The sequence below is a fragment of the Pseudomonas cichorii genome (assembly GCF_015471405.1).
Classification (GTDB): domain Bacteria; phylum Pseudomonadota; class Gammaproteobacteria; order Pseudomonadales; family Pseudomonadaceae; genus Aquipseudomonas; species Aquipseudomonas serbiensis.
In genome coordinates, this window is record NZ_BLVZ01000007.1 from 277,606 (window position 1) to 293,040 (window position 15,435).

At 54.7% G+C, this 15,435-nt stretch carries 2 protein-coding genes and 1 pseudogene; all 3 read left to right on the plus strand.

The window, feature by feature from the left end:
• Positions 1-787: 787 nt before the first annotated feature.
• Positions 788-13,834, plus strand: a pseudogene (locus JL015_RS13205) (calcium-binding protein); the annotation flags it as partial.
• 141 nt (positions 13,835-13,975) lie between these two features.
• Positions 13,976-14,155 (plus strand): hypothetical protein, encoded by a 180-nt coding sequence (locus JL015_RS13210; protein WP_201018753.1) that lies wholly within the window; start codon positions 13,976-13,978, stop codon positions 14,153-14,155.
• A 398-nt stretch (positions 14,156-14,553) separates the two neighbouring features.
• On the plus strand, positions 14,554-15,183 hold the full coding sequence (locus JL015_RS13215; protein ID WP_201018754.1) for a hypothetical protein: 630 nt from the start codon (positions 14,554-14,556) through the stop codon (positions 15,181-15,183).
• The last annotated feature ends 252 nt before the right edge of the window (positions 15,184-15,435 follow it).

Here is a 15,435-nt window from a genome sequence, read left to right on the forward strand (position 1 = left end):
TTTGTCTGAGTATTCATCCGCTACTACTCGTCAAGCGCAGTTGGCGTTGGTAGATCGTTTGCTGGGGGCATGGGCTGGGACGAGCACCATGGATTCCTTTGATGAGCGAGTCGAGGACCTGGGGACCGGTTTTTATCAGGTAAAATTCAGTTACTCGTGGGAAAAGCCCTCGTCCATTTTTATAGCCAGTGATAATGGTGGGAATAATACACCTCCCCCTTCTCGAGAGCCTACTGCTACACAGCTTGCTCAGCAAAATGCTCTTGAAAAGATAAAGATACTGGAAGCATTTACGGGTATTGAGTATTTCAGTTTTTCTTCCCGAGAGGAAGGTGAGGGTGATAACAAGAAAGTATTCTTGTCAGCCAGTTCCGGGAACAGTGCCGGGGGGCATCGCACGGTTGGCGCTTTGCTGATGGGAACAATATATATAACTGAAGAAAATCTGAGCTTGCAAAGCTTTCAGATTGACCAGATCAACAAAGCTTATGATGCTTTGGTCGAGTCGGTTTATAGAGGCCTGTTGTTGCAGACGCGTTTGCAGAATTATACCTCGCTGCTGGGCATTTCATGGAGTGGGGATGGTTTCGTCATTGATTACAATGCCATCACTCAGGAGCTAGCGCGCGTTCATGCACTTGATCCGGTCAAGGCCATTGTAGACGGAGCAGAGTTGGGCGCTTCGTTGAAGAAAGGTATGTGGAACGAGTCGATATCAACTTGGCTAAATGAGCTTGATGATGTTGGCCTGGCACAGTTGAAAGATGTATACGGTGGAAAAAATGCCGTGCTGTTGGGTACGGTTGCCGGAGATAGTTACAATGGTACGGAGCAAGACGATTTTCTGGTCGGTGCAAAAGGTAATGATTATTTAGCGGGCGGCGGTGGCAATGACTTCCTTATTGGAGGTGATGATAATGATTATCTTGGTGGCGGAGTGGGTGCCGATGTACTAAGTGGTGGGGAGGGCAGTGATAATATTTATGGCGACGTTGGTGATGATCTTCTGCTAGGTGATGCCGGTAATGATTACCTCTACGGTGGCGATGGCTCGGATACCTATTTCTTTCGTTCCGGCTGGGGACAAGACACTGTCAATAACTATGACCTGACGACTAACAAACAGGACGCCATAGAGTTTTCCGAAGAAATTGCGCCTTCCGATATTATTGTAAGCCGTTATTATGATGATCTGCTGTTGAGTCGACGTGGCAGCACTGATCGTATCACTGTCAGTAGCTATTTCAACCGTGACGCTGCTGGTCCTTATGCACTGGAAAGCATACGTTTTGCTAATGGTACTCAGTGGTCTGTAGATGAAATCAAGGCGATGGTTGTCGTCGCTACTGATGGTAATGACTCTATATGGGGTTATTCCTCAGACGATACCCTTCGTGGCGGCCTGGGTGATGACACGCTTCAAGGTCTGGCGGGTAATGACACCTTGCTCGGCGAAGCTGGCAACGACTATCTGTACGGCGGCACTGGTGCAGATCAACTGTCAGGTGGCGATGGCTCGGATTATTTGACTGCCGGTGAGGGCAACGACACGCTGCTGGGCGATGCGGGCAATGACACTCTGTATGGCGACTCGGGCAACGATATCCTGGATGGCGGTATCGGCAACGATTATCTCTATGGCGGAGAGGGTTCCGACACTTACCGTTTCAGCCGTGGCTGGGGTCAGGATTCGATCAATAACTACGACTCCAGTGTTGGCAAGCTCGATGTTATCGAGTTCGCGGCAGATATCTTGCCGACTGACATCGTTATCACCCGTTCAGGTTCTGATCTTGTCTTGTCGTTGAAAAACGCCTCTGACAAGATCACTGTTTCCAGTTACTTCCATAATGACGGAGATACTCCTTACGCTCTGGAGCAGATCCGATTTGCTGACGGGACTCAATGGAGTATCGAGCAAGTCAAGGTCATGGCTGTCCTCAGCACCGATGGCAGCGATGTTCTTACGGGCTACGCATCTGATGATCGTGTCAGTGGCGGCCTGGGAGGCGACACCCTCAGCGGCCTTGCCGGTGACGATGTGCTGAATGGTGATGGTGGTAACGACACCTTATACGGCGGCATTGGTCAGGACACCCTGAACGGTGGTGCCGGCTCGGATTACCTGTATGGCGAAGACGGTAACGACATCCTGGATGGCGGCACCGGCAACGATACCCTTGATGGTGGTCGTGGCTCCGACACTTATCGGTTTGCCAAGGGCTATGGTCAGGACGTTATCAATAATGGTACCTACTCCGAAACAGCCTCAGACAAGGTTGATGCCATCCAGCTCGATGGCCTCAATCCAGCCGATCTGCGGTTCTCGCGTTCGAGCGACGACCTTGTCATTCAGATCAAGGCGACAGGCGATACCCTGACCGTACGTTCGCATTTCAGCCAGGACGGCACCACGGCCTATGCCATCGACCAACTGAAGTTTGCCGATGGTTCCGTGTGGGATGGCGCGCAGATAAAGTCTGCCGTTATCCAGGCTTCGGAGGTGGCTGACACCCTTACAGGTTATGCCACAGCAGACAGCCTTTCCGGGCTGGATGGAAATGACACGCTCAGTGGCCGTGCAGGCGATGACGTGCTTGACGGCGGCAACGGTGCGGACACCTTGAATGGTGACGAAGGTAACGACACCTTGCTGGGTGGTGCAGGTAATGACTCGCTCAGTGGCGGCTATGGCAATGACGTACTTGATGGCGGCAGCGGTAACGACTCGTTGGATGGCGGCTATGGTTCCGATACCTATGTCTTCCGCAAGGGCTCTGGCCAGGACAGCATTTCTAACGGCGTCTACAACGAAACTGCGGTGGGCAAGCAGGATGTGATCCGTCTGGAAGGGCTCAACCTGAGCGACATCAGTCTGCGTCGCGAGTCCAGTGACCTGGTCATCCAGATCAAGGAAACCGGCGATACCCTGCGGGTTTCCTCGCACTTCTCTCCCGCCAGTACTTACTACAACTACGCCATCGATCAACTGCAGTTCGCTGACGGTACGGTCTGGGGCGTGGAGCAAATCAAGGCATCTCTGCTGACGGGGGGCGAGTTCAACGACACGCTTACCGGTTACGACACCGACGATACCCTCCAAGGTCTGGCAGGCAATGACACGCTCTATGGTGCCCTTGGCAACGACACTCTGCTGGGAGGTGCCGGGCGCGATACGTTATATGGCGACGACGGTGATGACACGCTGCTCGGCGGTGCCGACAACGACAGTCTGAGTGGCGGAAACGGTAACGATGTTCTGGATGGCGGTGCGGGTAATGACACGCTTGAAGGCGGTAAGGGATCGGACACCTATATCTTCGCCAAAGGGTCTGGCTCCGATGCAATCGATAACTCGACTTACAACGATACGACTGTCAACAAACTCGATGTAGTGCGTCTCGATGGTTTGAATGGCGAAGATGTCAGTCTGCGTCGCGAGTCCGATGATCTGATTGTGCAGATTCGTGAGACTGGCGAAACCCTGCGTATCCGTTCGCATTTCAGTGCTGATTCCAGCAACTGGAGTTATGCCATCGATCAACTGCAATTTGCCGACGGCACCGTCTGGGATCGAGCGCAAATTACCGCCAGCCTTCTCAATGGCACTGAAGGCAACGACACCATCACGGGTTATGACACTGCCGATACGCTGTCCGGGTTGGCTGGCAATGACACCCTCAACGGGCGTAATGGCAATGATGTACTCGATGGCGGTGACGGTCGAGATACCCTGAACGGCGAGGCGGGTGATGACACCCTTCTGGGTGGCGCTGGCAATGACACGCTCTCTGGCGGTTCTGGCAACGATATTCTGGACGGCGGCAGCGGCAATGACTCGCTGGACGGCGGCTTTGGCTCCGATACTTACGTGTTCCGCAAAGGTTCGGGCCAGGACACCATCAGCAACTATGCCTACAACGACACTACGCTGAACAAGCTCGATGTTGTCCGTCTGGAAGGCTTGAACGCCGATGACGTGAGTATCCGCCGCGAGTCCGACGATCTGATTATTCAGATCCGTCAAACGGGCGAAACTCTGCGGGTCAGTTCGCATTTCTACAGCGATCAAAGCTATGGCTATGCGATCGATCAGTTGCAGTTTGCCGATGGCACGGTCTTGGACCAGGCCAAAATCACTTCAGCGCTTTTGATTGGCACAGAGGGCAGCGACAGCATTACCGGCTATGCGACAGCTGATGAGCTGATTGGCCTGGAAGGTGATGACACACTTAATGGTCGTGCTGGCGACGACTTGCTCAGTGGTGGTGATGGTCGCGATACCCTCTACGGCGAAGAGGGCAATGACACTCTTTTGGGTGGTCTTGGCAACGATACCCTGTCCGGTGGCGCAGGCAACGATACGCTTGATGGCGGTGCCGGTAATGATTCCCTGGAGGGTGGCAAGGGCTCTGATATCTATGTTTATCGCAAGGGCTCCGGGCAGGACACCATCAGCAACTACTCCTACAACGACAGCACGCCCAACAAGCTGGATGTCGTTCGCCTGGAGGGTCTGAATACCAGTGATGTCAGTATCCGCCGCGAATCCGACGACCTTCTGATCCAGATTCGCCAGACCGGCGAAACCCTGCGGGTCAGCTCGCATTTCTACAGCGATCAAAGCTATGGCTATGCGATCAACCAGTTGCAGTTTGCCGATGGCACTGTCTGGGATGAGGCAAAGATCACGGCAGCCTTGCTGATTGGTACTGAGGGTGATGACAGCGTTACTGGCTATGCCAGCGACGATGAACTCATCGGCCTGTCGGGCAATGACACCTTGAGCGGCCGTGCTGGCGATGACCTGCTCGACGGTGGGGACGGTAAGGACACACTCTCTGGCGAGGAAGGTAACGATACGCTGCTGGGTGGTGCAGGTAACGATGCTCTGAGCGGTGGAACGGGTAACGACCTGCTTGACGGTGGTGCCGGTAACGACACCCTGGACGGCGGCAAAGGCTCTGACACCTATGTATTCGGCAAGGGTTATGGCCGCGACACTATCAACAACTATGCCTACAACGACACCACGCCGGACAAGCTGGATATTGTGCGTCTGGAGGGGCTGACCACGGAAGATGTCAGCATCCGCCGCGAGTCTGATGACCTGGTGATCCAGATTCGTCAGACGGGCGAAACCCTGCGGGTCAGCTCGCATTTCTACAGCGATCCAAGCTATGGCTATGCGATCAACCAGTTGCAGTTCGCTGATGGTGTCGTCTGGGATCAGGCTCAGATCACAGCAGCCTTGCTGATCGGTACAGAAATCGACGACAGCATTACCGGTTACGCGAGCGATGACCGTTTGTCCGGCGCCCAGGGCAACGACACTCTCTACGGCCGTGCCGGTAACGACACCCTGGAAGGTGGTGACGGCAAGGACACGCTCTACGGTGAAGATGGCAACGATACGCTGCTGGGCGAGGCAGGCAATGACACCCTCACCGGTGGCTATGGCAATGACACTCTGGACGGCGGCGCTGGTAATGACTCGCTGGATGGCGGTTACGGCTCCGACACCTATGTGTTCCGCAAGGGCTCGGGCCAGGACACCATCAGCAACTACGCCTACAACGACACCACGGTCAACAAACTGGACGTGATTCGTCTGGAGGGCCTGAACGCTGCCGATGTGGTGATGCGCCGTGAGTCCGATGACCTGATCATTCAGATCAAGGACAGCGGTGAAACCCTGCGGGTCAGCTCGCATTTCAGCACCAGCGTTCTCTACGGCTATAACATTGACCAGGTGCAGTTTGCCGATGGTACGGTGCTGAGCAATGAGCAGATTCGTACGGCGTTGCTGGCCGGTACGGAAGTCGATGAGACACTGACAGGGTATGAGTCTGCCGACAGCCTCTTCGGCCTGTCGGGCAACGACACCCTGAATGGTCGTGCCGGTGACGATATCCTCGACGGTGGCGATGGCCGTGACACCCTCAACGGTGAGGATGGCAACGACACGCTGCTGGGTGGCGCAGGCAATGACACGCTGAACGGTGGTTATGGCAACGACACCCTGGACGGCGGCAGTGGTAATGACTCACTGGATGGCGGCTATGGCTCCGACACTTATGTGTTCCGCAAGGGGGCGGGCCAGGACACCATCAATAACTATTCCTACAACGACACCACGGCCAACAAGCAGGACGTGATCCGTCTGGAAGGTCTGAACGCTGGTGATGTAGTGATGCGTCGTGAGTCCGATGACCTGATCATCCAGATCAAGGACAGCGGTGAAACCTTGCGGGTCAGCTCGCACTTCTACAGCAGTGCGATCTATGGCTATGGCATCGATCAGGTGCAGTTTGCCGATGGCACGGTACTGACGAATGAGCAGATCCGTACGGCGTTGCTGACCGGTACGGAAGTCGATGAAACCCTTACAGGTTACGAGTCTGCCGACAGTCTGTTCGGCCTGTCGGGCAACGACACCCTGAATGGTCGTGCCGGTGATGACATTCTCGACGGTGGTGACGGCCGCGACACCCTTAACGGTGAAGACGGTAACGACACGTTGCTGGGTGGTGCAGGCAATGACACGCTGACTGGCGGTTATGGCAACGACACCTTGGACGGCGGTATCGGTAACGACTCGCTGGACGGTGGCTATGGCTCCGACACTTACGTGTTCCGCAAGGGCTCGGGCCAGGACACCATCAGCAACTACGCCTACAACGACACCGCGGCCAACAAACTGGACGTGATTCGTCTGGAAGGCCTGAATGCTGCCGATGTGGTGATGCGCCGTGAGTCCGATGACCTGATCATCCAGATCAAGGACGGCGGTGAAACCCTGCGGGTCAGCTCGCACTTCAGCACCAGCGTTCTCTACGGCTATAACATTGACCAGATTCAGTTTGCCGATGGCACGACGCTGAGCAACGAACAGATTCGTACGGCTCTGCTGACCGGTACCGAAGTTGATGAGACCGTTACAGGTTACGAGTCGGCAGACAATCTGTTCGGCCTGTCGGGCAACGACACCCTGAATGGTCGTGCCGGTGACGATATCCTCGACGGCGGCGATGGCAATGACACCCTCAATGGTGGAGATGGCAACGACACTCTGGATGGAGGCAGTGGCAATGACTTGTTGAGTGGTGACTACGGCTCCGACACCTACGTATTCCGCAAGGGCTCGGGCCAGGACACCATCAGCAACTACGCCTACAACGACACCACCGCCAACAAACTGGACGTGATCCGTCTGGAGGGCCTGAACGCTGCCGATGTTGTGATGCGCCGTGAGTCCGATGACCTGATCATCCAGATCAAGGACAGCGGTGAAACCCTGCGGGTCAGCTCGCATTTCAGCACCAGCGCTCTCTACGGCTATAACATTGATCAGGTGCAGTTTGCCGATGGTACGGTGCTGAGCAATGAGCAGATTCGTACAGCGCTGCTGACCGGTACGGAAGTCGATGAGACCCTGACAGGGTACGAGTCGGCAGACAGTCTGTTTGGCCTGTCGGGCAACGACACCCTGAATGGCCGTGCCGGTGATGACATTCTCAACGGTGGTGATGGCCGTGACACCCTCAATGGTGGGGATGGCAACGACACTCTGGATGGAGGCAGTGGCAATGACTCGTTGAGTGGTGACTATGGCTCCGACACTTATGTGTTCCGCAAGGGCTCGGGCCAGGACACCATCAATAACTATTCCTACAACGACACCACGGCCAACAAGCAGGACGTGATTCGCCTGGAAGGCCTGAATGCTGCCGATGTGGTGCTGCGCCGTGAGTCTGATGATCTGATCATTCAGATCACGAGCAGCGGTGAAACCCTGCGGGTCAGCTCGCACTTCTACAGCAGTGCCATCTATGGCTATGGCATTGATCAGGTGCAATTTGCCGATGGGGTGATCTGGAACAAGGAAGACATCAGCGCCAATCTGTTCACACCTGCAGTGGTCAGTGCATTGACTGTCTCCGGCACGGAAGGAAGCGAAACCCTCACCGGTGGTGCCGGTAACGATACGCTCTACGGTTATGGTGGCGACGATGTGCTAGACGGTGGTGCCGGTAATGACCGTCTGGACGGTGGTTCTGGCAATGACACCTATCTGTTTGGCGCAGGTTCAGGCCAGGATACTGTCTCGGCTTATGATCCAGCGCAGAACAAGGTCGATACCGTCAGGCTGGTCGGGCTCAACAGCAGCGATGTCACTGTGACTCGCGAAAGTAATGACCTGGTGATCAAGGTAATCGGTACCACGGACATCCTCCGAGTCAGCAGCCACTTTGTCAGCGATGCGACTTATGGTTATCAGATCAGCCAGATCCAGTTTGCAGATGGCAGCATCTGGGATCAGCAGGCCATCAAGACCCAGGTGCTACAGGGCAGTGATGTCGACCAGTCTCTGTGGGGCTACGCCAGTGATGACCAGATCGATGGTGGTGCTGGTGACGATACCCTCAGCGGTGGTGCTGGCAACGACAGTCTGGTCGGTGGTTCCGGTGCCGATACCCTGAACGGTGAAGAGGGTAATGATCTGCTGCAAGGTGGTGCCGGTAATGACACCCTCAACGGTGGTGTCGGCAACGATGTGCTTGATGGCGGTGCGGGCAATGACCGTCTGGATGGCGGTGCCGGTGATGACACCTACCTGTTCGGCAAGGGCTCGGGCCAGGACATTGTCTCGGCTTATGATTCAACGCAGAACAAGGTCGATACCGTCAGGCTGGTCGGGCTGAACAGCAGCGATGTGATTGTTTCCCGGGAAAGCAATGACCTGGTGATCAGGGTGATCGGTACCACGGACAGCATTCGAGTCAGCAGCCACTTCGTGAGCGATGCGACCTATGGTTATCAGATCAGCCAGATCCAGTTCGCAGATGGCACTGTCTGGGATCAGCAGGCCATCAAGACCCAGGTGCTGAAGGGGCGTGATGCCGATCAGTCTATGTGGGGCTACGCCAGCGATGATCTGATCGAAGGTGGTGCCGGTGCCGATACCCTGAATGGTGAAGAGGGTAACGATCTGCTGCAAGGCGGTGCCGGTAATGACACCCTCAACGGTGGCGCCGGTAACGATGTACTTGATGGTGGTGCGGGCAATGACCGTCTGGATGGCGGTGCCGGTAATGATACCTACTTGTTCGGCAAGGGCTCAGGCCAGGATATTGTCTCGGCTTATGATTCAACGCAGAACAAGGTCGATACCGTCCAACTGGTCGGGCTGAACAGCAGCGATGTGATCGTCTCCCGTGAAAGCAGTGACCTTGTGATCAGGGTGATCGGTACCACGGACAGCATTCGAGTCAGCAATCACTTCATCAACGATGCGACCTATGGCTATCAGATCAACCAGATCCAGTTTGCCGATGGTAGCGTCTGGGATCTGCAGGCCATCAAGACCCAGGTTCTGGAAGGGCGTGATGCCGATCAGTCTCTGTGGGGTTACGCCAGCGATGATCTGATCGAGGGCGGTGCCGGTGACGACTCCCTCAGTGGTGCTGCTGGCAACGACAACCTGTCCGGTGGTTCCGGTGCCGATACCCTGAACGGCGACGAGGGCAATGACCTGCTGCAAGGCGGGGCGGGCAATGACGTCCTTAATGGCGGGTCAGGCAATGACATCCTCGATGGTGGAGCGGGTAATGACCGTCTTGACGGTGGTGTCGGTGACGATACCTACCTGTTCGGTAAGGGCTCGGGTCAGGACACCATCTACTACGCCAATGAAAGTCGTGCAGGCAAGCTTGATCAGGTCAAACTGGTTGATCTGAATGCTGCCGATGTTAGCGTGGCGCGTGACGGTTATGACCTGGTTATTCGTATCAACGGCACGACCGATACCCTGCGCGTCGTTTATCACTTCATGGGTGATGCGACCTCCGGTTATCAGATCGACCGCATCCAGTTTGCCGATGGCAGCGCCTGGGATCAGGACGCGATCAAGACTCAGGTACTGCAAGGCAATGATGCCGACCAGTCTCTGGCGGGTTACGCCACCGATGATCTGATCGAAGCGGGTGCCGGCGACGACACCATCAGCGGTGGTGCTGGCAACGACAGCCTGGCCGGTGGTTCGGGTGCCGATACCCTGAACGGTGAAGAGGGTAATGATCTGCTGCAAGGTGGGTCGGGCAATGACACCCTCAACGGCGGTGCTGGCAACGATGTACTCGATGGCGGTGCGGGTAATGATCGCCTGGATGGTGGTGCCGGTGACGATACCTACCTGTTCGGCAAGGGCTCGGGCCAGGATACCATCTACTACGCCAACGAAAGTCGTGTCGGCAAGGTCGATACCATCAAACTGGTTGACCTGAATGCAGCAGATGTCAGCGTCGCACGCGATGGTTATGACCTGGTTGTTCGTATCAACAACACGACCGACAGCTTGCGCGTTGTCTATCACTTCATGAGCGACGCCACGGCTGGTTATCAGATCGATCGTATCGAGTTTGCCGACGGCAGCTTCTGGGATCAGAGCGCAATAAAAGTACAAGTGCTGACCAGCAGCCCTGCTGATCAGACACTGGCCGGTTTTGCCAGCGATGATCTGATCGATGGCGGCGCAGGCGACGACACCCTCAGTGGCGCAGCAGGCAACGACAGCCTGTTGGGAGGCGATGGTGCCGATACCCTGAACGGCGACGAGGGTAACGACCTGCTGCAAGGCGGATCGGGCAACGACATCCTCTACGGTGGCAGCGGCAATGACATCCTCGATGGCGGTGCTGGTAATGATCGCCTGGATGGCGGTGCCGGTGACGATACCTATCTGTTCGGTAAAGGCTCGGGCCAGGACACCATCTACTACGCCAATGAAAGCCGCGCAGGCAAGGTCGATCAGGTGAAACTGGTTGATCTCAATGCCGCCGATGTCAGCGTGGCGCGTGATGGTTATGACCTGGTGATCCGTATCAACGGCACGACCGACACCTTGCGCGTTGTCTATCACTTCATGAGCGATGCCACTGCGGGTTATCAGATCGACCAGATTGCGTTTGCTGATGGCAGCTTCTGGGATCAAACCGCGATCAAGGCGCAAGTGCTGCAAGGCACTGAGGCGGATGAAACTCTGGCCGGTACGAGCAGTGATGACACCATCAATGCCGCTGCGGGTGACGATGTCATCAACGGTGGCAGCGGCAACGACACCCTTTCGGGCGGTAGCGGTACCGACACCTTGAATGGCGAGGATGGCAATGATGTGCTGAACGGGGGCGACGGTAAGGACACTCTCAACGGCGGCAATGGCAACGACCAACTCGATGGTGGTGCTGGCAATGACATGCTGGACGGCGGAAATGGCGACGACATTTACCTGTTCGGCAAAGGCTCGGGTCAGGACAGTATCTACTACGCCTATGAGGGGCGCTCAGACAAGCTCGATACAGTGAAGCTGATCGACTTGAATGCGGTGGATGTGAGCGTGCGTCGCGAGGGTAACGACTTGCTCATTCGCGTGCTGGGCACCACCGACAGCCTGCGCGTGGTGAGCCACTTCACCAATGACGCAACCTATGGTTACCAGATCGACCAGATCCAGTTCGCTGACGGTAGCACCTGGAATCAGGCCGCGATCAAGTCCGCCGTTCTGCAAGGTACCGATGCCGATGAGACGCTGGCGGGTACCGCCACTAATGACAGCATTGATGCAGGCGCCGGTGACGACACCGTCAATGGTGGCAGCGGCAACGATACGCTGTCAGGCAGCAAGGGCGCAGATACTCTCAATGGTGAAGCCGGAGATGATCTGTTGCTGGGCGGTCTGGGTAACGACACCCTTAATGGCGGTCTTGGTAACGATATCCTTGATGGCGGTGCGGGTAACGATCGTCTCGATGGCGGAGATGGCGACGATACCTATCTGTTTGCCAAGGGATCCGGTCAGGACACCATTTACTACGCCTATGAAAGCCGTGCTGGCAAGCTCGATACCGTCAAGTTGGTTGACCTGAATGCCGCAGATGTCAGCGTGCGTCGTGATGGTAGCGACCTGCTCATTCGTGTGCTGGGCAGCACTGATAGCCTGCGTGTGGTTTATCACTTCCAGAGTGACGCCACGGGTGGTTATCAAATCGACCGTATCCAGTTCGCCGATGGAAGCTTCTGGGATCAGGCAGCTATCAAGAACCAGGTCCTGCAGGGCAGTGAAGCTGAAGAAACCCTGTCGGGTACCAGTGGTGACGATGTCATCGATGCGGGAGCGGGTGATGACATCATCAATGGTGCAGCCGGTAACGATACTCTGGCCGGCAATGCGGGTGCCGATACCCTGAACGGCAACGAAGGCAATGACCTGCTGCAGGGCGGTTCGGGCAACGACACGCTCAATGGCGGCATCGGCGATGACATCCTTGATGGCGGCTTGGGCAACGATCAACTCGACGGTGGCGAGGGCAACGATACGTATCTGTTCGGCAAGGGGGCGGGTCAAGACACGATTTACTACGCCTATGAAAATCGTGAGGGCAAGCTCGACACCATCAAGCTCACCGACCTCAATGCCTCTGATGTCAGCGTGCGCCGTGATGGTAACGACCTGATCATCCGGGTGCTGGGCAGCACCGACAGTCTGCGAGTGGTCTACCACTTCCAGGGCGACGCCGCTGGCGGTTATCAAATCGACCGTATCCAGTTTGCCGATGGCAGTTTCTGGGATCAGAACCAGATCAAGTTCCAGGTACTGCAAGGCTCGGGCATCGATGAAACCCTCTCGGGAACGTCCAGCAATGACGTGATCGACGCAGGTGCTGGCGACGATACGGTCAACGGCGGCGGTGGCAACGACACCTTGTCCGGCAGTGCTGGTGCTGACACGCTTAACGGCGATGCTGGCGATGACTTGCTGCAGGGTGGTGTCGGAAATGACACGCTCTACGGCGGAGACGGCAATGATGTTCTGGACGGCGGTGCAGGCAACGATCAACTGAACGGCGGTAACGGCGACGATACTTACCTGTTCGGTAAAGGCGCAGGCCAGGACACCATCTACTACGCCCACGAAGGCCGTATCGGCAAGCTCGATACCGTGAAGCTTGCTGATCTCAACGCGACCGATGTCAGCATCGTTCGTGAGAGCAATGATCTGATCATTCGCGTGAATGGTACGACCGACAGCCTGCGAGTGATGAGCCACTTCTCTGAGGACGCAGCGGGTGGCTATCAGATCGACCAACTGCAATTTGCCGATGGCACGATCTGGAACCAGTCGCTCATCAAGTCGCAAGTATTGCTCGGCAGTGCATCCGACCAGACCCTGCGTGGCTACACCAGTGACGATGTCATCAGCGCTGGCGACGGCGATGACAGTCTCTTTGGTGATGCCGGGAATGACAACCTGTTCGGCGGCACTGGCACCGATACGCTATATGGCGACGCAGGCAACGATAACCTCTTCGGCGATGCCGGCAACGACACGCTCTATGGTGGGACGGGCAATGACGTGCTCAATGGCGGCGCTGGCAATGACTACCTCAGTGGTGGTGATGGCAGTGACACCTACGAGTTCGGCATCGGTTCGGGTAGAGACACCATCAGCAACTACGACACCGGCAGCAGCACGGATGTACTGCAGTTCGGCGCCGATGTAAGCCTGGAAGACCTGTGGTTCCGTCGCAGTGGCAACGATCTGGAAGTCAGCGTCATCGACACCAACGACAAGGTGTTGGTAAGCAATTGGTATGCAGCCAACGACTACCAGGTGGATCAGTTCAAAACGGCCGATGGCAAAACCCTGCTCGACAGCCAGGTACAAAACCTGGTCGACAGCATGGCGTCATTCGGAGTCGATGCAGGAGCAGAGAGAAACCTGACGGCTGCGCAACAAACGCAACTGGAGGCAGTGCTGGCTGCTAACTGGCAGTAAGTCTGGGGGGAAGAGGTGTGCCGGTAACGGTGCCCCTCTTTTTTGCGTAAAATTTGTGTGGCTGTGCAATGGCGTAAGGTTTTTTGAGCTTGCGACCTTGTTGGGGCTTGTTGTTTTGCTGAATTTTAGTGAGGTGAACGTGTGTTGGATTTTTTGTTAGAGATTTTAGTTCATAAGATTTTTTATAAGATTGGATTTGCAATTCTTTATGTCGTGACTGGCGGGCGGTATAAAGGGGATGGCGGTTGGCTTGTCTATCTCGTTGCTGGGGTGGGAGCGTTGTTGTTATTCGCTCCTTTAATTATTGTTGTTTACTTGTGAAGAAGTTGTCATGGCGTTGAGTAGCACTCAAAAGGGGGACGCGCAATTGTAAATGGAATAGGTTAGGCAAAAGTTGCTGGTTTGGGAGCTGTTGGGCATGTTTCATCTTTGGGGGGATACATTAATCCAGATAATATCAGCGGCTTTTCTTATAATCCATCTAGCGGCCAGTGGTGGGGTATTACCCCTTCTAGGCTAGGGGCGCTTTCTTATCCCGCTGACTCTTATACTGAGAAAAGAAATTCATAATGCATCATACGGTTTCTCTACTGAGAAAAGGTGTGGCTAAATCCATGGGATTTACTTTTGCTGTCTCGGATGGCTCATGTTTTTTGATTTTTGGTGCCAATGAAACGGCAAAGGAAAAATGTAAGCTCAGTGGAGTAGGGGGATGAGTTTTGATTAGATTTATTTTTGTTGTTCTGGCTTTTTTAATACTTGTTTTTTCTTTTGTTTTTTGCGGGCTTTTGTTCAGATATAGACGTTGGCGTGCATTTTCGATATGCTTTTTTGTCGCTGTTGCCGCGATTATTATTTTGCCTGAATGGTATGCAGACATTGAGTGGAAAAAATTATGCAGGCTTTCGGGACTTATTGTTTATCAAAAAAATCAGGTTGATGGATTCTATGATCGTCGAAATATCATGCCAGAGCGTAGCGCTCACGAATACCTGAAAGCAGGATATAAATTTGTAGAGGTCGACTCATCTGACCTTGTGAAAGGTAAATATAAGCGCTATGAGCTTGTAGAAGGGCAGTTGAGGCATGCATATAGTAGTGAGCTGAAAAGTGAATATGTAGTCGAGTACAAAGAGTTTCGTGACTCGCAGGTTGATGGGTCTGAATATAAAATATTTAGAAATTCTGATGATGAAGTGGTCGGTACTTATAGGGTTTATTATCTGCGTGGTGGTTTTTTATATCGTTATCTAACCAAAGATAGTCATGATTCGTCATCTATTGGGTACTGTGCTTTTGAAGGGGGGAGCTCAGATTATATTCTGCAAGTAATACCGCCTCGTAATTGATTGGATTAAGGGAGCTGTGAAGATGTCTGATTTGGCAACATGTTCTGTTTTGGCTGATGCTGTTTATTCTGATTTTAATTATTAGCTAGCCCGAAAACCTTGAAAGTTCTGTTGGTATCATCATTGGACGGTAGTTATGCCATCCCCATCTGATCCGCATTTTTCTCCAACACCTGAATCTGTACCGCAACCCACCTCCACCCCACAATACCCACACCGCAGCCCCCAGAGGAGCCTGCCCTCGCTGTATCG